The sequence below is a fragment of the Pseudomonas sp. TWP3-1 genome (assembly GCF_049896625.1).
In the GTDB taxonomy this organism is placed as follows: domain Bacteria; phylum Pseudomonadota; class Gammaproteobacteria; order Pseudomonadales; family Pseudomonadaceae; genus Aquipseudomonas.
This window is the reverse complement of record NZ_JAFCUQ010000014.1, coordinates 68,605-90,366: the sequence shown is the minus strand read 5'-3', so window position 1 is coordinate 90,366 and position 21,762 is coordinate 68,605. Positions and strand designations below refer to the sequence as shown.

Below are 21,762 nucleotides of genomic sequence, written 5' to 3'. Positions count from 1 at the left end.
TGCCACCTTAATGCGCGACGATGACGCTTTCGTTGCAGTGCGGTCAGAGCGGGGTGCCGAGCAGCACGTTGGAGGGTGAGAACTGCACCTGCACCGGTTGTTCGAGGTTCAGCCTGCGGGAGCGTAAATCCTGTGGTTCGGCCAGCGCACACAAGGTCTGGCCGTTGGGCAGGGCGATGCGCACTTCGCTCGGGCCGTCCTCGGCGTCGAGGATCGCTTCGATGCGCCCGATCAGGTGGTTATGGCCCGCGACGGGTGAGTCGTTGACCGCGTGCAGATCCAGCCACCCGGCCTTGATCAGCGCGACTACTTCGGTGCCCGTTTGCAGCTCCAGATGCACGGTGCTGTCGTGAGTGATCTGCGCGTCTATGCACAGACCTTCGGCCAGTTCCAGACGGATCAGATCGTTGCGGCCCTGAGTTTCAATCGCCACGACTTTGCCGTGGAGTTGGTTGCGCGCGCTGGTTCTGAGCATCAACCGTCCGAGCAAATCGAGGTCGCTGGCGTCTTCGGCGGCTTCCAGCACTTGCGCCTGCAACGCTTGCAGTTTCTGGTACAGGCGCAGCACGCGTTCGCCCTCAGCCGACAACCTCGCGCCACCGCCACCCTTGCCGCCGACCACACGCTCCACCAGCGGTTTTTGCGCGAGATTGTTCAGCTCATCAATGGCATCCCACGCAGCTTTGTAACTCAGACCGGCGCTTTTGGCGGCGCGGGTGATCGAGCCCTGTTCGGCGATGTGTTGCAGCAGGGCGATGCGCTGCGGGCGGCGGACGATGTGCTGGGACAACAAGGTGGGCAGGGACATGGCGGGTGCTTTGAACTCGGTTGATGGGGGAGGAAGTTGGCCGCTTGCGGCGCTTGAGTCAAGTCAGGCCAATTCACCGGGTTTGGGCGTGCGCGCCAGGCAATAGACGTCGACCCGCGCGGCACCCGCATCGCGCAACAGGCGAGCCAACGCTTGCGCAGTGGCGCCGGTGGTCAGTACGTCGTCGACCAAGGCGAAATGTCGACCCTGCACATTGGCGTCGGGCGTCAGGGTGAAGGCATTGCGCAGATTGAATTTTCGCGCCTTGGCGTTGAGATCTTGTTGAGCGCTGGTGTCGTGAATGCGCCGCAGAATGGTTTCGTCGCAGGGCAGATCGAGCTGTTGCCCGAGCCAGCGCGCGAGCATCGCTGCTTGATTGAAGCCACGTTGCCGCAAGCGCTTGGTCGCGAGTGGCACCGGCAGCAACGCATCCGGTCGGGGCAGGTCCTCTTCGAAGCGATGTTGCAGGAATTGCCCGAGAACTTCGGCGAGCAGGCGGCCAAACGGCCATTTGGCGTTGTGCTTGAAGCGCGTGATCAGACTGTCCACGGGAAAGCCATACATCCACGGCACAGCGACTTGCTCGAATGCTGGCGGATCTTTCAGGCAGCCGCCACAGGTCAGGCCGGACCCGGGCAGCGGCAGGGCGCAAGTGATGCATTGATCGCCAAGCCAGGGCAGCTCGGTTTCGCAGGCCATGCACAGCGGTGTATCCGCATCCGCGGCTTCATCGCACAACAAGCAGTGTTGTTTGTTTTTTAACCAGATGTAAACCGGATTCTCGCAGTGTGGTTGACAGCGCATCGCTCTTCCTTAAATATGCCGAACATCCGTGTCGTGCCTGTGGTTATTCCTTATCCACAGGCACTTGCCAAGCATAACCAAGGAATCGCCCATGAGCGCCAGCACCTCTGCCACCCTGCGTCACGACTGGTCTTTGGCCGAAGTCAAAGCACTCTTCGTGCAGCCATTCAACGACTTGCTGTTCCAGGCGCAGACCGTGCACCGCGCGCATTTCGACGCCAATCGCGTGCAGGTCTCGACCCTGTTGTCGATCAAAACCGGCGCCTGCCCGGAAGATTGCAAATATTGTCCGCAGTCCGGTCACTACAACACCGGGCTGGAAAAAGAAAAACTGATGGAAGTGCAGAAAGTCCTCGAAGAGGCTGCCCGCGCCAAGGCCATCGGCTCGACGCGTTTCTGCATGGGCGCGGCGTGGAAGCATCCGTCGGCCAAAGACATGCCGTACGTGCTGAAAATGGTCGAAGGCGTGAAAGCTCTCGGTCTGGAAACCTGCATGACTCTCGGCCGCCTCGATCAGGATCAGACCGAAGCGCTGGCCAAGGCCGGCCTCGATTACTACAACCACAACCTCGACACTTCGCCTGAGTTCTACGGCAGCATCATCACCACTCGTACTTACAGCGAGCGCCTGCAAACTCTGGCCTACGTACGTGAGTCGGGGATGAAGATCTGTTCCGGCGGGATTCTCGGCATGGGCGAGTCGCTGGATGACCGCGCCAATCTGCTGATCCAGTTGGCCAACCTGCCGGAGCATCCGGAATCGGTGCCGATCAACATGCTGGTGAAAGTCGCCGGCACGCCGCTGGAAAATGCCGAAGATGTCGATCCGTTCGACTTCATTCGCATGCTCGCCGTGGCCCGCATTCTCATGCCGCAGTCGCACGTGCGCCTGTCCGCCGGCCGTGAAGCGATGAACGAACAGATGCAGGCCTTGGCGTTCTTCGCCGGTGCCAACTCGATTTTCTACGGCGACAAACTGCTGACCACCGCCAACCCGCAGGCAGACAAGGACATGCAACTGTTTGCACGCTTGGGCATCCAGCCGGAAGCGCGCGAAGAACACGCCGATGAAGTGCATCAGGCCGCCATCGAGCAGGCGCTGGTGGAGCAGAAGAGCAGCGAGCAGTTCTATAACGCTGCGGTCTGAGGCCGGCATGTCTTTCGATCTCGCCGCACGCCTGACTGCCCGTCGTGCGGATAATCTTTATCGCCAACGACCGCTGCTTGAAAGCCCGCAAGGGCCGGAAGTGGTGGTCGATGGCCAGCCTTTGTTGGCGTTCTGCAACAACGATTACCTCGGCCTGGCCAATCACCCGCAAGTGATCGAAGCCTGGCGTGCCGGGGCTTCGAAGTGGGGCGTCGGTGGTGGCGCGTCGCATCTGGTGATCGGCCACAGTGGCCCGCATCACGCGCTGGAAGAAGCCTTGGCTGATCTCACCGGACGGCCACGTGCGTTGCTGTTCACCACCGGATACATGGCCAACCTCGGCGCGGTCACGGCGCTGGTCGGGCAGGGCGATACGGTGCTGGAAGATCGCCTGAATCACGCCTCGTTACTGGATGCCGGTTTGCTATCGGGAGCGCGTTTCAATCGTTATCTGCACAACGACGCCGAGAGTCTCGCCAAGCGTCTGGAGAAAGCTACCGGCAACACGCTGGTGGTCACCGACGGCGTGTTCAGCATGGACGGCGACCTTGCCGATTTACCAGCGCTGGCCCGCGAAGCCAAGGCCAAGGGCGCGTGGCTGATGGTCGATGACGCGCATGGCTTCGGACCGCTGGGGGCGAATGGCGGCGGCATCGTCGAGCATTTCGGTTTGAGTCAGAACGATGTGCCGGTGCTGGTCGGCACCCTCGGCAAAGCCTTCGGCACTGCTGGTGCGTTTGTCGCTGGCAGTGAAGAACTGATCGAAAGCCTGATCCAGTTCGCCCGCCCGTACATTTACACCACCAGTCAGCCACCGGCACTGGCCTGTGCGACGCTGAAAAGTCTGGAGCTGCTGCGCACTGAGCATTGGCGCCGTGAGCATTTGCAGGTTTTGATCCGCCAGTTCCGTCAGGGTGCCGAGCAGATTGGTCTGGAGCTGATGGACAGCTTCACGCCGATTCAGCCGATCATGATCGGCGATGCCGGGCGCGCCATGCGGCTGTCGCAGATGTTGCGAGAGCGCGGGCTGATGGTCACGGCGATTCGTCCACCGACGGTTCCGGCTGGCAGCGCACGTCTGCGTGTGACCCTGACCGCTGCCCACAGCGAGGCGCAGGTGCAGCTATTGTTGGATGGACTGGCCGATTGTTTTGCCCTGCTCAAATCGGAGCCCGACCATGCGTGATCGCCTGATTCTGCTGCCCGGCTGGGGCCTCGGGGTTTCGCCGCTGGAACCGCTGGCTGCTGCGTTGCGCGGGCTCGACGAGCATCTGAATGTCGAGATCGAGCCGTTGCCGGAGCTGGCGTCCAGCGACGTGGCGCAATGGCTCGACGAACTCGAAGAGCGGATCCCGCAGGACGTCTGGCTGGGTGGCTGGTCGCTGGGCGGCATGCTCGCGTCCGAACTGGCGGCACGCCGGGGCGAGCGCTGCTGCGGTTTGCTGACGCTGGCGAGCAATCCTTCGTTTGTTGCCCATGAACAGTGGTCGAGTGCGATGCCGGGCGAGACGTTCGATGCGTTTCTCGCCGGTTGCCAGGCCGATCCGAAAATGACCCTCAAGCGTTTCTCGCTGCTGTGCGCGCAAGGTGCAGCGGACTCGCGCGGGTTGTCGCGGCTGCTGCTCGGTGGGGCGCCGAATACCGCGCCGAGCGCGTTGATGGCCGGGCTGGAATTGCTCGCGCAAATCGACACGCGTGAAGCGTTGCAGGCGTTTCGCGGGCCGCAGTTGCATTTATTCGGTGGGCTGGATGCTTTGGTGCCGGCCGAGGCGGCGGGTGAGTTGTTCGCGTTTATTGCTGATATCGAGGTCGGTCTGATTGAACAGGCCAGCCATGCGTTTCTTCTGGAAGACCCGCATGGAGTGGCGGGTGCGATTCAGGCTTTTCTACATGAGAGTGGTAATGACTGATTTGTCTCTTGCTGCGCTGCCCGGCGGCTTGCCTGACAAGCGTCAGGTGGCGGCATCGTTTTCCCGTGCGGCGGCCAGTTACGACAGCGTTGCCGAGTTGCAGCGGGATGTTGGTGCGCAATTGCTCAATCGCTTGCCCGTGGATTTTGTCCCGTCGCGGTGGCTGGATCTGGGTTGCGGCACCGGGTATTTCACTCGCGCTTTGGCCGAGCGTTTCTTCGGCGATCAAGGCCTGGCGCTGGACATCGCCGAAGGCATGCTCAATCACGCGCGGCCACTGGGTGGTGCGACACACTTCATAGCTGGCGATGCCGAGCGTTTGCCGTTGCAGGATGCGACCTGCGATCTGATCTTCTCCAGCCTCGCGGTGCAGTGGTGCGCTGATTTCGAGTCGGTGCTCAGCGAAGCCTTTCGCGTGCTGAAACCGGGGGGGATTTTCGCGTTTGCTAGTCTGTGTGCAGGAACGCTGTACGAATTGCGCGATAGCTGGCGTGAGGTCGATGGCATGGTGCATGTAAACCGTTTCCGCGAGTTTGCCCGTTATCAGCAATTGTGCGCGACCAGTGGCTTGCGCACAGTGAGTCTGGAGAATCAGCCGCATGTGCTGCATTACCCGGACGTGCGCAGCCTGACGCATGAATTGAAGGCGTTAGGTGCGCACAATCTCAATCCGGGGCGGCCGGGCGGGTTGACCGGGCGGGCGCGGATTCTCGGGCTGGTCGAGGCTTACGAGCAGTTCCGCCAGCCAGCGGGATTGCCGGCGACTTATCAAGTGGTCTACGCCGTGTTGGAGAAACCGTTATGAGCGCAGCCTATTTCATCACCGGGACTGACACCGACGTCGGCAAGACCACCGTCGCTGCCGGCCTGTTGCACGCTGCGCGCTCGGCCGGGTTGAGCACGGCGGCGGGTAAACCGGTGGCGTCGGGTTGCGTCGTCACTCCGAAAGGGCTGCGCAACTCGGATGCGTTGGCCTTGCTGGCCGAGTGCTCGGTGCCGCTGACTTATCAACAGGTCAATCCGGTAGCGTTCGAACCGGCCATCGCGCCGCATCTGGCGGCGCGCGAGGCCGGTGTGGCGCTGACCGTGCAATCGTTGCTGGCGCCGATGCGCGAGATTCTGGCGCTGAATGCTGACTTCACGCTGATCGAAGGCGCGGGTGGTTGGCGGGTGCCGTTGGCCGACCAGGACAATCTGTCGGATCTGGCGATTGCGCTGCGATTGCCGGTGATTTTGGTGGTTGGCGTGCGGCTGGGGTGTATCAGCCATGCGTTGCTGACGGCCGAGGCGATCGCCCGTGACGGGCTGCAATTGGCCGGGTGGGTGGCGAATATCATCGATCCGAAGACTTCGCGGTTGGAGGAGAATCTGGCGACGCTGGCTGAGCGGATCCCCGCGCCGTGTCTGGGGCGGGTGCCGAAACTCAAGGCTGTCAGCGCAGAATCGGTTGCTGAGCATTTACAACTGGATCTGCTCGACTGATTTTGCCTATGGCAAGGCACTGTGCCATTAGTGTTTTTGACGGGTGTTTTTCTGGCGGCTCTGGTTCAATGGCCGTCATTGATCCTTCCCAAGGACGAGAGCTCTTATGGAAATCTCAGGTAACACAGCTTTTTATGCCGGTCTGAGCAGCATTCAGAGTGGACAGAACCGCGTCGATCAGGCTGCCAGCCAGATCGCCAACAATACAATTGAGCGTTCGGTCACCAGCCAGTCATCGGAGGTGCAGATCGATCGCTTGCGTGGTGTGGATCGCGCGCAGCAATCGGACCTCGCCAGCAGCGTGGTCGATATGGCTCTAGGCAAGATTCAAGCGGAGCTGGGCGTGAAAGTCGCCAAGGCATCCGACGAAGTGCTGGGTACGTTGATCGATACCTACGCCTGATTTTTTGTATCCCCGCATTGCCAGACGCCGCGATTATTCGCGGCGTTTTTCGTTGTAAGTCGTTATCCCTCAACTAATCTTTTTCTAGTCCTGTATGACTCGGTCGAGTGCATGGCGCGTGGCTGTGTCCGTCATTCACCGAGCGCGATGACGAACGGCAAAAGATCGATGCTTGACAAGATTTCGGCGTAAACGTATGTTTCAAACAACTGTTTGACCGTCACAACAAATCAATGCGGTCGTTCATTCCCGGTTACATCAGCAGAGGTTTATCGCTATGCCTGACTACAAGGCCCCCTTGCGTGATATTCGCTTCGTACGTGACGAACTGCTCGGCTACGAAGCGCACTATCAGAGCCTTCCGGCTTGCGCGGACGCAACTCCGGACATGGTTGACGCCATCCTCGAAGAAGGCGCCAAGTTTTGTGAACAGGTACTGGCTCCGCTGAACCGCGTGGGCGACATCGAAGGCTGCACCTGGAGCGAGTCCGGCGTGAAAACCCCGACTGGCTTCAAAGAGGCGTACAAGCAATTCGTCGAGGGCGGCTGGCCGAGCCTGGCGCATGACGTCGAGCACGGTGGTCAGGGTCTGCCTGAGTCGCTGGGTCTGGCGGTCAGTGAGATGGTTGGTGAAGCCAACTGGTCGTGGGGCATGTATCCAGGCCTGTCGCACGGCGCGATGAACACCATCTCCGAGCACGGCACCCCTGAGCAGCAAGAGGCCTATCTGACCAAACTGGTCTCCGGCGAATGGACCGGCACCATGTGCCTGACCGAACCGCACTGCGGCACCGACCTGGGCATGCTGCGCACCAAGGCCGAACCTCAGGCCGACGGTTCCTACAAAGTCTCCGGCACCAAGATCTTCATCTCGGCCGGCGAACACGACATGGCCGACAACATCGTCCACATCGTACTGGCCCGCCTGCCGGACGCTCCTGCCGGCACCAAAGGTATCTCGCTGTTCATCGTGCCGAAGTTCATGCCGAACGAAGATGGCACCGTCGGCGCACGCAATGCCGTGACCTGTGGCTCGCTCGAACACAAAATGGGCATCCACGGCAACGCCACTTGCGTGATGAACTTCGACGGCGCGACCGGTTATCTGATCGGCCCGGCGAACAAAGGTCTGAACTGCATGTTCACCTTTATGAACACCGCTCGTCTGGGTACCGCGCTGCAAGGTCTGGCCCACGCCGAAATCGGCTTCCAGGGTGGCCTGAAATACGCTCGCGACCGTCTGCAAATGCGTTCGTTGACTGGCCCGAAAGCGCCGGAAAAGGCTGCTGACCCGATCATCGTTCACCCAGACGTACGCCGTATGCTGTTGACCATGAAGGCATTCGCCGAAGGCAACCGTGCGATGGTGTACTTCACCGCCAAGCAGGTCGACATCGTCAAATACGGCGTGGACGAAGAAGAGAAGAAGAAAGCCGACGCACTGTTGGCCTTCATGACGCCAATCGCCAAAGCCTTCATGACTGAAGTCGGTTTCGAATCGGCTAACCACGGCGTGCAAATCTACGGCGGCCACGGCTTCATCGCCGAGTGGGGCATGGAGCAGAACGTTCGCGACAGCCGCATTTCGATGCTGTACGAAGGCACCACCGGCATCCAGGCACTCGACCTGCTCGGCCGTAAAGTACTGATGACCCAAGGCGAAGCTCTGAAAAGCTTCACCAAGATCGTCCACAAGTTCTGCCAGACCAACGAAGGCAACGAAGCTGTTCAAGAGTTCGTCACGCCGCTGGCTGCACTGAACAAAGAGTGGGGCGAGCTGACCATGAAGGTCGGTATGGCCGCCATGAAAGATCGCGAAGAAGTCGGCGCGGCCTCTGTGGATTACCTGATGTACTCCGGTTATGCCTGCCTGGCTTACTTCTGGGCTGACATGGCACGTCTGGCAGCCGAGAAACTGGCAGCGGGCACCGGCGACGCAGCGTTCTACACTGCCAAGCTGCAAACCGCGCGCTTCTACTTCCAGCGCATCCTGCCGCGTACCCGTACGCACGTGGCTACCATGCTGTCGGGCGCCAACAACCTGATGGACATGAAAGAAGAAGACTTCGCACTGGGCTACTAAGCCCCAGCGCAGTCGCTGAGAAACCGCTGCTTCCGAAAGGAGCAGCGGTTTTTTTATGCGCCCTGGATAGCGATTGGCCTCCACGCCAAATATTCCCTGATGAAACGCTAAGAAAAGTCGAATTCCTGCCGTTAAAGAGGCTGCGATGTGACCTGCGTCACATCCGATGTGCTTAACTGCTCAAAATGCAGGCACAATGCCATCTTTTGCCGGGTCGGAGCTTTACCCCTTGCCGCGTTCTTCCGCCGTACGTTTCAGTCATTTCCTACCCTCCCTGCTGTTGTTGCTCGCGGGGCTGGCGGCTGCGTACGTGAAAGACCTCAGCGTGTTTTTCACATCGCTGTTCAACGTGTTGCCGACCTTGGTGCTGTTACTCGGCGGTGCGTACTGCGCCGTTTACCGACGCCAGCGCGAACTGTTTCTGATGGTCACGGTGTACATCGCCTACTTCCTGCTCGACACCCAGACCGACTATTACCGCGACAACGGCAAGGTTCGTGAAGACGCCGCTGTGGTGTTCCACCTCGTCTGTCTGCTGCTGCCGCTGTTGTTCGGTCTGTTCGCGGCGTGGCAGGAGCGTACGCATCTGTTTCAGGACATGGTCGCGCGCTTCGCCGTGCTGCTGGCGTTCGGCAGTGTCGCGCTGGGGATTGAGCAAAGTTACCCACAGGCGCTACTGATGTGGCTCTCGGAGATTCGCTGGCCGGCGCTGCACGGCGCGTGGATGAGCCTGATTCAGCTGTCGTATCCTGTGTTCATCTCGGCATTCCTGTTGCTCGCCTGGCAGTACTGGCGCAATCCGCGTCCACTGCACGCCGCTCAGTTGGTCGGGTTGCTCGGCGTGTTCTGGATGCTGCCGAAGACCTTCATCTTGCCGTTCACCCTGAACATCATGTGCAGCCAGGTGATGCTGATGATTGCCGCAGCCGTCGCCCACGAAGCCTATCAAATGGCCTTCCGCGATGAGCTGACCGGCCTGCCGGGCCGTCGCGCGCTGAACGAACGCATGCAGCGGCTGGGTCGCAACTACGTGCTGGCGATGAGCGACGTCGATCACTTCAAGAAATTCAACGACACCCATGGCCACGATGTCGGTGACCAGGTGCTGCGACTGGTCGCCAGCAAGCTGTCGAAAATCAGCGGAGGCGGTAGGGCTTATCGCTATGGCGGTGAGGAATTCGCCTTGGTGTTCGCAGGCAAAACCCTCGAGGAGTGCATGCCGCATCTTGAAGTCATCCGCGAGTCGATCGCCTCCTACAGCATTCAACTGCGAAATCAGGAAAACCGGCCGAACGATGACCAGCAGGGGCGCCAGCGCCGCGCCGGTTCCGGCGCCTCCAGTGTGTCGGTGACGGTCAGTATCGGCGTCGCCGAACGGCTGGAGCAGCGCAACCCCGAGCAAGTCCTGAAATCTGCCGACGAAGCGCTCTACAGCGCCAAGGGTGCAGGGCGAAACTGCGTGGTCGCGTACGGTCAGAATCGCCGTGGCGCGGTGCGCATGGACAGCGCTGCGGGTTGAGTGATGACGGCGCATTCAGCGTCTGGAGAGTGATTGTGGGGCGCGGTGGCCGGCAGTAGGTTGGAGAAATCTGCTGACGGAGAAGCACCATGCCCGAGTACAAAGCCCCGCTGCGCGACATGCGTTTTCTGATCGACCACGTCTTCGACTTCCACGCCAACTACGCCGCCCTCGGCGCTCACGACGCCAGCCCGGACATGATCAACGCGATCCTCGACGAGGGCGCGAAGTTCTGTGAGAACGTTCTGGCCCCGCTCAATCGCAGTGGCGACGAAGAGGGCTGCCATTTCGACAATGGCGTGGTGACAACGCCTACAGGCTTCAAGCAGGCTTTCGCACAATATGTCGAAGGTGGCTGGCACGGTCTGGCGGCGGATCCGATGTATGGCGGCCAGGGGCTGCCGAGTTCGCTGGGATTGGTCATCAGCGAAATGATCGGCTCCAGTAATACCTCATGGGGCATGTATCCGGGCCTGACCCACGGCGCGATGTCGGCGATCCACGCCCACGGCACCGAGGAACAGAAAAACACTTACCTGAACAAGCTCACGGCCGGCGACTGGACCGGCACCATGTGCCTGACCGAAGCCCATTGCGGCACCGATCTGGGCATCATCAAAACCCGCGCCGTGCCGCAGGCTGACGGCAGTTACGCGATCTCCGGCAGCAAGATTTTCATTTCCGCCGGCGAACACGATCTGAGCGACAACATCATCCACTTGGTGTTGGCCAAACTGCCGGACGCGCCGGCGGGGACCAAAGGGATCTCGCTATTCATCGTGCCGAAATTCTTGCCAGATTCTGCCGGCGAGGCGGGTGAACGCAATGGCGTTTCCTGTGGCTCGATCGAACACAAAATGGGCATCAAGGCCTCGGCCACTTGCGTGCTCAACTTCGACGGCGCCAAGGGCTTTTTGATCGGCGAGCCGAACAAGGGCCTCAACTGCATGTTCACCATGATGAACCACGCGCGGCTCGGCACTGGCATGCAGGGTTTGTGTCTGGGCGAGGCGAGCTTTCAGGGTGCGATCAAATACGCCAACGACCGCTTGCAGATGCGCGCCCTGACTGGCGCTAAAGCCCCGGAAAAACCAGCCGACCCGATCATCGTCCACCCCGACGTGCGGCGCATGCTCCTCACCATGAAAGCCTTCAACGAAGGCAATCGCGCGCTGACCTACTTCACCGCGCAGCTGCTGGATGTCGCGCACTTGAGCCGCGACGCCGAGGCGCGGCAGGACGCCGAAGACCTGTTGGCGTTCCTCACGCCGATCTGCAAAGCGTTCATGACCGACACTGGCCTGGAAGTGACCAACCACGGCATGCAGGTGTTTGGCGGTCACGGTTTCATCCGCGAGTGGGGCATGGAGCAGTTGGTGCGTGACTGCCGGATCGCGCCGATCTACGAAGGCACCAACGGCATTCAGGCGCTGGATCTGCTCGGGCGCAAGGTACTCGGCAGTCAAGGGAAGTTGCTGCGCGGCTTTACCAAGATCGTGCACAAGTTTTGCGCCGCCAATGCCGCGCATGCGCAGTTGGGTGAGTTTGTCGCGCAGCTTGAAGGCCTGAATCAGCAGTGGGGCGAGCTGACCATGCAGATCGGTATGGCGGCCATAAAGAATCCGGATGAAGTGGGCGCCGCGTCGGTGGATTACTTGATGTACAGCGGCTACATCATCCTCGGCTATCTGTGGCTGCGCATGGCATTGGTGGCGCAGACGCAACTGGATGCGGGCGAGGGCGAGACGGATTACCTGCAGGGCAAATTGGCGACCTGCGAGTTCTATTTCAAGCGCTTGCTGCCGCGTACCACGGCGCATCGGGCGGCGATCGAGGCGGGGAGTGATTGTTTGATGAAATTGCCTGCAGAACTGTTCGCGCTGTAACGCGTTTCTGCTACCCATATTTAGCCCGCACACGCGGGCTTTTTGTTGGTGACTAAAAATAACAAATCAGTCACCGGTTGACCCTATGTGTCGCAAAAGTTGTTGAGGTACACTCCGGCTCAACGAAAACACATTCCCACGAATCACCGTTTAGATCCTGCGAGGTTTGCCATGGCTGACTACAAAGCGCCGCTGCGCGATATGCGCTTCGTCCTCAATGAAGTATTCGAAGTCGCCAAACTCTGGGCCGAACTGCCGGCACTGGCCGACACGGTCGATGCCGAGACCGTCGAAGCGATTCTCGAAGAGGCCGGCAAGGTCACCAGCAAAAGCATCGCACCGCTGAGCCGCGCAGCCGACGAAGAAGGCTGCCACTGGGCGGACGGTGCCGTCACCACTCCGGCCGGTTTCCCACAGGCTTATCAGACTTACGCTGAAGGCGGCTGGGTTGGCGTCGGTGGCGATCCTGAGTTCGGCGGTATGGGCATGCCCAAAGCCGTGTCGGCCCAGGTCGAAGAAATGGTCAACTCCGCCAGCCTGTCGTTCGGTCTGTACCCGATGCTGACTGCCGGCGCCTGCCTGTCGATCAACGCTCACGCCAGCGAAGAGCTCAAAGCCGCCTACTTGCCGAACATGTACGCCGGAGTCTGGGCCGGTTCGATGTGCCTGACCGAACCGCATGCCGGCACCGACCTGGGGATCATCCGCACCAAGGCCGAACCGCAGGCCGATGGTTCCTACAAGGTCAGCGGCACCAAGATCTTCATTACCGGTGGTGAACACGACCTGACCGAAAACATCATTCACCTGGTACTGGCCAAATTGCCGGACGCGCCGGCAGGGCCGAAAGGAATTTCGCTGTTCCTGGTGCCGAAGTTCATGGTCAATGCCGATGGCAGCCTGGGCGCGCGCAACCCGGCCAACTGCGGTTCGATCGAACACAAGATGGGCATCCAGGCGTCCGCAACCTGCGTGATGAACTTCGACGAAGCCGTGGGTTATCTGGTCGGCGAGCCGAACAAAGGCCTCAATGCCATGTTCACCATGATGAACTACGAGCGTCTGGGCGTCGGCATTCAAGGCCTGGCTACGGGCGAGCGCTCCTACCAGAACGCCGTCGAGTACGCGCGCGACCGTCTGCAAAGCCGTTCGCCGACCGGCGCGCAGAACAAGGACAAAGTCGCAGACCCGATCATCGTCCACCCGGACGTGCGCCGCATGCTGCTGACCATGAAAGCCTCGAACGAAGGCGGCCGTGCGTTCTCCACTTACGTGGCGATGCAACTCGACACTGCCAAGTTCAGCGAAGACGCGACCACGCGCAAACGTGCTGAAGATCTGGTGGCATTGCTCACGCCAGTAGCCAAGGCGTTCCTGACTGATCTGGGTCTGGAAACCACCGTTCTCGGTCAACAGATTTTCGGCGGCCACGGCTACATTCGCGAATGGGGTCAGGAGCAGTTGGTGCGTGACGTGCGCATCACCCAGATCTACGAAGGCACCAACGGCATTCAGGCGCTGGACCTGGTCGGGCGCAAGATCGTCGGTAGCGGCGGGGCGTTCTACAAGCTGTTCGCCGATGAGATCCGCCACTTCACCGCGACGGCGAACGCCGATCTGGGCGAATTCACCAAGCCGCTGAACGATGCTGTCGATACTCTCGACGAACTGACTTCGTGGCTGCTGGATCGGGCGAAGAGCAACCCGAACGAAATCGGCGCTGCCTCGGTCGAATATCTGCAAGCGTTCGGCTACGTTTCCTACGCCTACATGTGGGCACTGATGGCCAAAGCGTCGTTGGGCAAAGAAGCCCAGGACGATTTCTACGCCAGCAAACTCGGCACCGCGCGGTTCTATTTCGCCCGTTTGCTGCCGCGCATTCACTCGTTGAGCGCGTCGGTCAAGGCTGGCAGCGAGTCGCTGTTCCTGTTGGACGCTGCGCAGTTCTGACAATGTAACGTCATGTAAGCAATCTCTTACATGACGTGCTGCTGTTCTCCCATATGCGCGGATTGGATCCACAGCTAATCTACATTTCATGGACGTCGCGCAGGAAGCGCAAAGCAACAACACGGACACGTAGGATTCTGCCAGGGTGGCGGAGTGAAAGGGATGTCAGGGAAACAGTCTGCAAAGCCCCGTTTCGGCGGGGTTTTCTTTTGCCTGCAGAAAAGTACTCAGCTCAGGGGATCCGGCGGCGGCGCGACTTTCAGCGGCTTATTCTCACGCTGCAACACCTCTTCCAGCAACGTCCGCAGCAACGCTAACGGAGCCTGCTGACGCTGCACATCACGACACACCAGCCCGACTTTTAACGGCACGCGTGGTTCGCGCAGCGGCTTCCACAGCAGATCCTGATCGTCATATTCCATCTGCGAGCGCCCAGGCAGCACCGTCGCCAGTCGCATGTGCGGCAGGCTGTCGAGAATCCCCAGCATATTGTTCAGCTCGGCCTGCACCTGCGGACGTCGCCCGAGATTGGCCAGTTGCGCCTGCCAGATCTGCCGGATCTGAAATTCTTCCCCAAGCAACAGCATCGGCAACTCGGCGGCCTGCTTCATCGAGACCTTCTTGAACTCGCGCAACGGATGATCCGCCGGGATGACAAGCGTCAGTTCATCTTCGTACAACAGCACGCCATGCAGCCCCGGCTGGCGCGGCGGCAGATAACTGATGCCGATATCCAGCGAGCCGTTGAGTAAGCGACGTTCAATCTCAATCCCTGTCAGCTCGTAGATCTGCACCACCAGATGCGGCTGCGCCTTGCGCACTCGTTCAAGCATTTGCGGCACCAGGCTGGTGTGCACCGTTTGCAGGACGCCAATTGCCAGAGTGCGCAATGCCTGACCCTTGAAGTTGCCCAGCGCTTCTCGCGCCCGTTGCAACCCGTCGAGTAGCGGCACGGCGTGGTTGTACAAAGTGTGCGCGGCGAGCGTTGGCAGCAAGCGTTTGCTGCTGCGTTCGAACAGCGTGACGTCGAGGTTTTGCTCGAGCTGACGGATCTGCTGCGACAGCGCCGGTTGCGAGATCGACAGTCGTTCAGCGGCGCGGCCAACATGACCTTCTTCGTAGACCGCGACGAAATAACGCAGTTGTTTGAAATCCATAAGTAATACTTATCGAAAATGCTGGGAAATCGAAATGGCTCAGCGCCTTGTGTGGGCCTAGTCTAACCGCAATCACAGGGCTTACAGGGCCGGAAAGCGCGATGACCAGCGTTCGCTTCGACAGTGTTTACATAGGCAGTTCAAAAAACCTCAATCGAGGTTTTTTTCAATGAATCTGTTCAATTTACGGCGCCCGGTGCCGAGCCTCGATGACTTGGCATTAGTGGCTTCGGACGACAGCGAGAATTCGCAGCGCCTGATGCCCAGTGTCGAGCGGCCGCCACAAGTATTCGTACGTGGTCAGGGCTCGTGGCTTTGGGACAGCAATGACCGCGCTTATCTCGACTTCTCGCAGGCCGGTGGTGCCAACAGCCTCGGCCACAGTCCTTCAGCATTGGTCAAAGCCATCGCCAGTCAGGCGCAGGCGCTGATTAATCCGGGATTCAATCTGCACAATCGCGGCATGCTCAGCCTCAGTGAGCGCCTGTGCGCCAGCACCTCCAGTGATCAGGCTTATCTGCTCAACAGCGGCAGCGAAGCCTGTGAAGCGGCGATCAAACTGGCACGCAAGTGGGGGCAACTGCATCGCGGCGGCGCCTCGCGCATCATCGTCGCCAGACAAGGATGCCATGGTCGTAGTCTCGCCACGATTTCGGCGTCGGACAGTTCCAACCTGCACAACCGCTTCGCCCCGCTGTTGCCGGGTTTCGATCTGGTGCCGTTCAACGACTTGCCAGCGCTGCACGCTGCCCTCGATGCGCAGACCGTGGCGATCATGCTCGAGCCGATCCAGAGCGACGCCGGGGTGATACCAGCGACCGATCGTTACCTCAAAGGTGTAGAGCGCTTGTGTCGAGAGCTGGGAATTCTGCTGATTCTCGATGAAGTGCAAACCGGAATTGGTCGTTGCGGCACCTTACTTGCGGAACAATCCTACGGCGTGCGCGCCGATATCGTCGTGCTTGGTAAAGGCCTCGGCGGCGGTGTGCCTTTGGCCGCACTGCTGGCGCGCGGCAAGGCTTGCTGTTTCGAACCCGGCGAACTGGGTGGCACCCATCATGGCAATGCGCTGATGACCGCTGCTGGTTTGGTGGTACTCGACAGCGTGCAGGATCGCGCCTTCCTCGAACAAGTGCGAGACAACGGCCAACATCTGCGCGAAGGTCTCGCCCGGCTTGCCCACCGTTATGAACATGGCGAGTTGCGCGGGCAAGGACTGTTCTGGGGACTAAGCCTGTCGGAAGACTCCGCAGAAGCCGTAGTCAAAGCCGCGCTGCACGAAGGCTTGATACTCAACGCCCCGCAAGCCAATTGCCTGCGCTTCACCCCGGCACTCACCGTGAGCAAAGCCAATATCGATGAAATGCTCTTGCGCCTGGCCCGGGCCTTCTCCCGAGTACGCACTGCACAGCTGCAATGCCGCAAAGGAATTGCCGTCTGACCCGAAGTTTCCTGCCCGATTTCAAGAACCGTCTCGCGGTAAAACGCACGCCCCACGCCTGATTATTTTGGTGTGGGGCGTTTTTTTGTGGCCGGGTTTTGCCAAAGCGTTTTAACGCTTGAGCGATTGCTGTGCCAATGCTCTTTTAAAAAGGAGTCGCAGGGAGTGCGGCTGCCAGCAAACCAATTTCGTTGAAAAACGGGTTTTGTAATCTGTACCACCAGGTGGTATGTTTTTGGAAGGGATACCGATGTCATTCAGGTTGTTCAAGACCAAGGGTTTCGCGATCAAGGCCGGCAGGGCATGGATTTCGGATGAGGAGCTGCTGGAGGCTTTTACTCAGATGCTCGATGGACAAGCAGACAACCTTGGTGGTGGTGTCTGGAAGAAACGCCTGAACTCCAATCGGCATCGTTCAATCGTTCTGGCAAAGGGCGGTCGCTACTGGATCTACCAAGTGCTGTTTGCCAAACAGGATCAAAGCAATATCAGACCTGCGGAGTTAGCGGATCTGCGCAAGTTGGCGAAGGCGTATGCACAACTTACCGAAGGACAAATTGAGGGATTGCTGGCTATGAAGGAGTTTGTGGAGATATCTCATGAGTAAAAAATACAAAGGTGAAGTGTTTGAATCCGTACACGACTCAGCCAAGGCTCTGCTCGCGGTGGGTGCAATCAGCAAGGCGACGATGCGAGAGTTCGATGATTCATGTCTTGCAACGGTTCCTGACGCGATCCCGGCTGATCAGATCAAGGCGTTGCGAGAGCGCAATCACGTCAGTCAACCAGTGTTTGCGCGCTATCTGAATACCAGTGCCTCGACAGTCAAACAGTGGGAATCCGGGGACAAGCACCCCAGCGGCATGGCACTGAAACTGCTGAGCATTGTGCAAAAACACGGCCTGCAAATTCTCGCCTGAGCTGGCCGTGAGCTATTAAACCTGTAATTGGCACTGAACCCTGACCAACGGCGCGGGTCGATTAGCGTGTATGGCTCAAAGTGAGCCAACCCCCAATCAGGAGCTGCCCCATGGACTTTATCCGCATCATCATCGCCATTCTGTTGCCACCACTGGGTGTGTTTCTGCAAGTCGGGTTCGGTGGCGCGTTCTGGCTGAATATTCTGCTGACGTTGTGCGGCTACATTCCGGGGATCGTGCACGCGGTGTACATCATCGCCAAACGCTGATTTCAGTCGGCCAGTCCCATTACTCGCCGATAGAACCGCCACTCATGTTCCAGCGCATGGGCCTGATTGGCGGCGCGGCGGAAGCCGTGGCGTTCGTCGGCGTAGTAATGCGCTTCGACCGGGATGCCGTTGTGTTCCAGAGCCGCGACCATGTCGCGGGTCTGTTGCGGCACGACCACGGCGTCCAACTCTCCCTGAAAGAACACTACTGGCACGCCGATGTTGCTCGCATGCAGCAAAGGCGTGCGAGCCGCGTAGCGTTCGGCATCCAGTTCAGGATCGCCGATCAGCCAGTCCAGATAATCGCCTTCGAATTTGTGCGTCGCACGGGCCAGTGCTACCGGGTCGCTGACGCCGTACAGGCTGGCACCTGCGCGGAACACTTGATGAAACGCCAGCGCGCACAGCGTGGTGTACCCGCCGGCACTGCCGCCGCGGATGAAGGCTCGCTCGCCATCGATCATTCCCTGCTCAGCCAGATACGCCACCACCGCGCAGGCGTCTTCGACATCCACTACGCCCCAGCTCAAATGCAAAGCCTGGCGGTATTCGCGGCCATAGCCGCTGCTGCCGCGATAGTTGAGATCGGCGACGGCGAAGCCGCGTTGCGTCCAGTACTGAATGCGCGGGTCGAGCATCGGATAGCAGGCCGAGGTAGGGCCACCGTGGATGAACACCACCAATGGCGGTTTGGCCTCGCCGCTCATGGCTGGATAAAAGAAACCGTGAGCCTCGCCCGAACCGCTGGGGTACCGCAGTGTTCGCGGGCGACTGATGCGTTCGGCGGGCAGTGGGGCGACGCCGCCAGCGAGCACTGTCACATCGTGCGTGGCGCGATCAATGGTAACGATCGCTGAAGGACTGATCGGCGAAGCCGCGATGCAGTAGATGAATTGATCGTCCATGGCCAAGTGGCGGAAGCGGCTGTAGTCGCCAGTGAAATCTTCGCCACGCAAAGCCAGCCGACCGAAACCGTCTTCGCTCCAGCTCGCCAGATAGCCATCGCCCAGCGGCAGCCAGGTGCAGCCGCCCATTTGCCACGGCGCCGGCGCGTGATCTGCTGCGGCGCTGGGCAATGCTTCGAAGCCATCTGCTGACTCGGCCCAAGGCTGCCAAAAACCAGCGCGGTCTGTCAGGCAATAGAGCTTTCCGTCTGCATCGAAGCGTGGTTGTTGAAGCGACTCTTCACCTGTATCACCGGCCACGCAGCGCGGCGCCGAGAAACCTTGCCCGGAGCGCTCGGCAACCATCAATCGAGTCGACGTCCACGGCTGATGCGGCCGGCTCCACTCGATCCACGCCAGACGCGAACCATCCGGGCTGATGATCGGCGCGGCATAAAAGTCCGCACCTCCGGCCAGCAGCTGCCGCCTACCATCGGCCAGCCCAATCGCCACCAGACGATGCTGATCTGCGTTTTCTTCCACAGCCAGCACCTGGCCGTCGGCAAAATTCAAATCGCCATAACGACAATCGCCCGAAGTCAGCGCTGCTGGCGAACCCTCCAGCGTCTGCAGATAGATTTGCTGATCCGCCTCATTGACGAAAGCCACTCCGTCGGGTGTCAGACAAAACGCCCCACCGCCATATTCGTACACCCGACTGCGCGCACTGAAACCCGTTGGCGTCAGACAAACAGCCGCGCCATCGCGCCAATGCCAGATCCGGCACGCAGCGTCCTCGGGCCGGTATTCATTCCAGAACAAACCGTGCGCGCCCAGCTGCAGTTCAGCAAAATCCACCCCGGCGGCAACCGCGGCAGTGGCGCTGAAAGGCTCAGCCTTTGGCGATGAGTCGTGAGTTTCGTTCATTACGAAAGGCCAGTTGTTCAATGGTCTGGGTAGCGTGCTCGGCTTCTTCGCGGGCCGCAAGGATCACGCCGTGATGTTCGGATTTACTGCACACCGGGTCAGCGTTGCTGGCGTCGCCGGTCAGCATGAAGGCCTGGCAGCGGCAGCCGCCGAAATCCTGTTCCTTTTCGTCGCATGAGCGGCATGGCTCGGGCATCCAGTCGTAACCGCGAAAGCGGTTGAAGCCGAACGAGTCGTACCAGATGTGCTGCATGCTGTGGTCGCGCACGTTGGGAAATTCTACCGGCAGCTGTCGGGCGCCATGACAGGGCAGGGCGGTGCCATCCGGCGTGACCGTCAGAAAGATGCTGCCCCAGCCGTTCATGCAGGCTTTCGGGCGTTCTTCGTAATAGTCCGGGGTGACGAATATCAGTTTGCACGGATGCCCTTCGGCTTCCAGTTTGGCGCGGTATTCGTTGGTGATGCGCTCGGCGCGCACCAGTTGTTCCTTGGTCGGCAACAGCCCGACACGATTGAGCTGCGCCCAGCCGTAGAACTGGCAAGTCGCGAGTTCGACGAAGTCGGCCTCCAGCGCAATGCACAGCTCGATAATGCGGTCGATCTTGTCGATGTTGTGCCGATGGGTGACGAAGTTCAGCACCATCGGATAGCCGTGGGCTTTCACCGCACGGGCCATCTCAAGCTTCTGCGCGAAAGCTTTTTTCGAGCCGGCGAGCAGGTTGTTCACTTGCTCGTCGCTGGCCTGAAAACTGATCTGGATGTGATCGAGTCCGGCCTTCTTGAAGTCACTGATTTTCTGCTCGGTCAGACCGATACCGGAAGTGATCAGGTTGGTGTAGAAACCCAGCTTGCGCGCTTCGAAAATCAGCTCGGCCAGGTCCTGGCGCACCAGCGGTTCGCCACCGGAAAAGCCCAACTGCGCCGCGCCCATCTCCCGCGCTTCAGTGAAAACCTTGACCCACTGTTCGGTGCTCAGCTCTTTGCCTTGTTCGGCGAAATCCAGCGGATTGGAACAGTAAGGGCATTGCAGCGGGCAGCGATACGTCAGCTCGGCGAGCAGCCACAGTGGCAGGCCGATTTCCGGTTTGGGCGGCACTTGCACCGATGACTCAGGCAAGTTCGATCCAGTGCTGCGCACGGGCAACCTCCATGAATTGCTCGATGTCATCACCGAGTTCAGGCACGCCGGGGAACTGCCGGTCGAGTTCGGCAATGATCGCCGCAACATCGCGCTCACCGTCGATCAGACCGCCGATCAGCGCGGCGCTGTCATTAAGTTTGATCATGCCTTCGGGGTAGAGCAGCACGTGGCCTTTTTGCGCCGGTTCGTACTGGAAACGGTAGCCGGGACGCCAGGTCGGGGTCTTGCTGCGATCGAAACTCATAAGGTGATCCCTTTATGCCAGACCCGTTGCTCGGTGACGCTGTGATACGGCGGGCGTTTCAGTTCGTAAGCCATGCTCATGGCATCGAGCATGCTCCAAAGGATGTCGAGTTTGAACTGGAGAATTTCCAGCATGCGCTCCTGACCTTCACGCGTCTTGTAATGCTCAAGCGTGATCGCCAGACCATGCTCGACATCGCGCCGCGCCTGACTGAGGCGGGTGCGGAAATATTCGTAACCGGCCGGGTCGATCCATGGGTAATGCTGCGGCCAACTGTCGAGGCGCGACTGGTGGATCTGTGGCGCGAACAGTTCGGTCAACGAGCTGCTGGCGGCTTCCTGCCAACTGGCACGGCGGGCAAAGTTGACGTAGGCGTCTACCGCGAAACGCACGCCGGGCAGCACCAGTTCCTGCGAGCGTAGCTGATCCGGATCCAGGCCGACCGCCTGGCCGAGACGCAGCCACGCTTCGATGCCGCCGTCTTCACCGGGGGCGCCATCGTGGTCGAGCAGGCGCTGAATCCACTCGCGGCGGATCTCGCGATCCGGGCAGTTGGCCAGAATCGCCGCGTCTTTCAGCGGGATGTTCACTTGATAATAGAAGCGGTTGGCAACCCAGCCCTGAATCTGTTCACGGCTGGCCCGGCCCTCATACATCGCCACGTGATACGGGTGATGGATGTGGTAGAAGGCGCCCTTGGCGCGCAGGGCCGCTTCGAATTCGGCGGGGGACAGCGGGGTGTCGGTCATTGCGGTTCTCCGGGGAACAACCGTTGGATTCTGTGGTG

Annotated in this window: 21 protein-coding genes; 14 read left to right on the top strand and 7 right to left on the bottom strand. The window is 60.0% G+C overall.

What is annotated here, in order from left to right:
* Nucleotides 1-43: 43 nt before the first annotated feature.
* On the bottom strand, nucleotides 44-808 hold the full coding sequence (locus ACP7BN_RS19270; RefSeq protein WP_426205668.1) for a TOBE domain-containing protein: 765 nt from the start codon (nucleotides 806-808) through the stop codon (nucleotides 44-46).
* Between the two features lie 63 nt (nucleotides 809-871).
* Entirely contained in the window at nucleotides 872-1,612 is a 741-nt protein-coding gene (locus ACP7BN_RS19265; RefSeq protein WP_426205667.1) for a ComF family protein, read from the bottom strand.
* A 91-nt stretch (nucleotides 1,613-1,703) separates the two neighbouring features.
* On the opposite strand from ACP7BN_RS19265, the gene bioB reads away from it, so the two are divergent.
* The 10 genes from bioB (at nucleotide 1,704) to ACP7BN_RS19215 (ending at nucleotide 13,992) form a co-directional block, all read left to right on the top strand.
* Nucleotides 1,704-2,759 carry a biotin synthase BioB gene (gene bioB / locus ACP7BN_RS19260; protein ID WP_420647241.1) on the top strand — a complete coding sequence of 352 codons (1,056 nt, stop codon included), beginning with the start codon at nucleotides 1,704-1,706 and terminating at the stop codon, nucleotides 2,757-2,759.
* A 7-nt stretch (nucleotides 2,760-2,766) separates the two neighbouring features.
* Nucleotides 2,767-3,945, top strand: coding sequence for an 8-amino-7-oxononanoate synthase (gene bioF, locus ACP7BN_RS19255; protein ID WP_426205666.1), 1,179 nt, complete (start codon nucleotides 2,767-2,769; stop codon nucleotides 3,943-3,945).
* Nucleotides 3,938-4,669 carry an alpha/beta fold hydrolase gene (locus ACP7BN_RS19250; protein WP_426205665.1) on the top strand — a complete coding sequence of 244 codons (732 nt, stop codon included), beginning with the start codon at nucleotides 3,938-3,940 and terminating at the stop codon, nucleotides 4,667-4,669. Before bioF ends, ACP7BN_RS19250 begins: the two co-directional genes overlap by 8 nt.
* Nucleotides 4,662-5,474 carry a malonyl-ACP O-methyltransferase BioC gene (bioC, locus tag ACP7BN_RS19245; protein WP_426205664.1) on the top strand — a complete coding sequence of 271 codons (813 nt, stop codon included), beginning with the start codon at nucleotides 4,662-4,664 and terminating at the stop codon, nucleotides 5,472-5,474. Before ACP7BN_RS19250 ends, bioC begins: the two co-directional genes overlap by 8 nt.
* On the top strand, nucleotides 5,471-6,151 hold the full coding sequence (bioD, locus tag ACP7BN_RS19240; RefSeq protein ID WP_420647237.1) for a dethiobiotin synthase: 681 nt from the start codon (nucleotides 5,471-5,473) through the stop codon (nucleotides 6,149-6,151). Before bioC ends, bioD begins: the two co-directional genes overlap by 4 nt.
* Before the next feature lie 106 nt (nucleotides 6,152-6,257).
* Complete coding sequence (locus ACP7BN_RS19235; RefSeq protein WP_426205663.1) at nucleotides 6,258-6,554, top strand: pyrroloquinoline quinone biosynthesis protein PqqE; 297 nt, start codon at nucleotides 6,258-6,260, stop codon at nucleotides 6,552-6,554.
* A 277-nt stretch (nucleotides 6,555-6,831) separates the two neighbouring features.
* Complete coding sequence (locus ACP7BN_RS19230) at nucleotides 6,832-8,637, top strand: phenylacyl-CoA dehydrogenase (RefSeq protein ID WP_420647235.1); 1,806 nt, start codon at nucleotides 6,832-6,834, stop codon at nucleotides 8,635-8,637.
* A 229-nt stretch (nucleotides 8,638-8,866) separates the two neighbouring features.
* On the top strand, nucleotides 8,867-10,156 hold the full coding sequence (locus ACP7BN_RS19225) for a GGDEF domain-containing protein (RefSeq protein WP_420647234.1): 1,290 nt from the start codon (nucleotides 8,867-8,869) through the stop codon (nucleotides 10,154-10,156).
* Between the two features lie 89 nt (nucleotides 10,157-10,245).
* A complete protein-coding gene (locus tag ACP7BN_RS19220) occupies nucleotides 10,246-12,042 on the top strand; it encodes an acyl-CoA dehydrogenase C-terminal domain-containing protein (RefSeq protein WP_426205662.1) in 1,797 nt (598 codons plus the stop codon).
* A 171-nt stretch (nucleotides 12,043-12,213) separates the two neighbouring features.
* Nucleotides 12,214-13,992, top strand: coding sequence for an acyl-CoA dehydrogenase C-terminal domain-containing protein (locus ACP7BN_RS19215; RefSeq protein WP_426205661.1), 1,779 nt, complete (start codon nucleotides 12,214-12,216; stop codon nucleotides 13,990-13,992).
* 227 nt (nucleotides 13,993-14,219) lie between these two features.
* On the opposite strand, the gene ACP7BN_RS19210 is transcribed toward ACP7BN_RS19215, so the two are convergent.
* Nucleotides 14,220-15,149: a LysR family transcriptional regulator gene (locus tag ACP7BN_RS19210; RefSeq protein ID WP_426205660.1), complete on the bottom strand. Its 930-nt coding sequence runs from the start codon at nucleotides 15,147-15,149 to the stop codon at nucleotides 14,220-14,222.
* Nucleotides 15,150-15,318: 169 nt separating this feature from the next.
* Between ACP7BN_RS19210 and ACP7BN_RS19205 the strand changes: the two genes are divergently transcribed.
* From ACP7BN_RS19205 to ACP7BN_RS19190, 4 genes are all read left to right on the top strand, one after another.
* A complete protein-coding gene (locus ACP7BN_RS19205; protein ID WP_426205659.1) occupies nucleotides 15,319-16,590 on the top strand; it encodes an aspartate aminotransferase family protein in 1,272 nt (423 codons plus the stop codon).
* 250 nt (nucleotides 16,591-16,840) lie between these two features.
* Nucleotides 16,841-17,197 carry a type II toxin-antitoxin system RelE/ParE family toxin gene (locus tag ACP7BN_RS19200; RefSeq protein WP_426205658.1) on the top strand — a complete coding sequence of 119 codons (357 nt, stop codon included), beginning with the start codon at nucleotides 16,841-16,843 and terminating at the stop codon, nucleotides 17,195-17,197.
* Nucleotides 17,190-17,510: a helix-turn-helix domain-containing protein gene (locus ACP7BN_RS19195; protein WP_420647229.1), complete on the top strand. Its 321-nt coding sequence runs from the start codon at nucleotides 17,190-17,192 to the stop codon at nucleotides 17,508-17,510. The genes ACP7BN_RS19200 and ACP7BN_RS19195 overlap by 8 nt, the downstream gene beginning before the upstream one ends.
* Before the next feature lie 110 nt (nucleotides 17,511-17,620).
* A complete protein-coding gene (locus ACP7BN_RS19190; protein WP_003228885.1) occupies nucleotides 17,621-17,779 on the top strand; it encodes a YqaE/Pmp3 family membrane protein in 159 nt (52 codons plus the stop codon).
* Between the two features lie 2 nt (nucleotides 17,780-17,781).
* Here ACP7BN_RS19190 and ACP7BN_RS19185 read toward each other — a convergent pair whose 3' ends face one another.
* Genes ACP7BN_RS19185 through pqqC form a run of 4 tightly spaced genes read right to left on the bottom strand, consistent with a single transcriptional unit; the run spans nucleotide 17,782 to nucleotide 21,724 of the window.
* Nucleotides 17,782-19,590: a S9 family peptidase gene (locus ACP7BN_RS19185; protein WP_426205657.1), complete on the bottom strand. Its 1,809-nt coding sequence runs from the start codon at nucleotides 19,588-19,590 to the stop codon at nucleotides 17,782-17,784.
* Nucleotides 19,556-20,728, bottom strand: a complete 1,173-nt coding sequence (gene pqqE / locus ACP7BN_RS19180; protein WP_426205656.1) for a pyrroloquinoline quinone biosynthesis protein PqqE — start codon at nucleotides 20,726-20,728, stop codon at nucleotides 19,556-19,558. The genes ACP7BN_RS19185 and pqqE overlap by 35 nt, the downstream gene beginning before the upstream one ends.
* Nucleotides 20,700-20,975, bottom strand: coding sequence for a pyrroloquinoline quinone biosynthesis peptide chaperone PqqD (gene pqqD / locus ACP7BN_RS19175; protein ID WP_426205655.1), 276 nt, complete (start codon nucleotides 20,973-20,975; stop codon nucleotides 20,700-20,702). Before pqqD ends, pqqE begins: the two co-directional genes overlap by 29 nt.
* The gene (gene pqqC, locus ACP7BN_RS19170; protein WP_426205654.1) at nucleotides 20,972-21,724 is read right to left on the bottom strand and encodes a pyrroloquinoline-quinone synthase PqqC; all 753 of its coding nucleotides are present in this window, start codon (nucleotides 21,722-21,724) and stop codon (nucleotides 20,972-20,974) included. Before pqqC ends, pqqD begins: the two co-directional genes overlap by 4 nt.
* Nucleotides 21,725-21,762 lie beyond the last annotated feature (38 nt).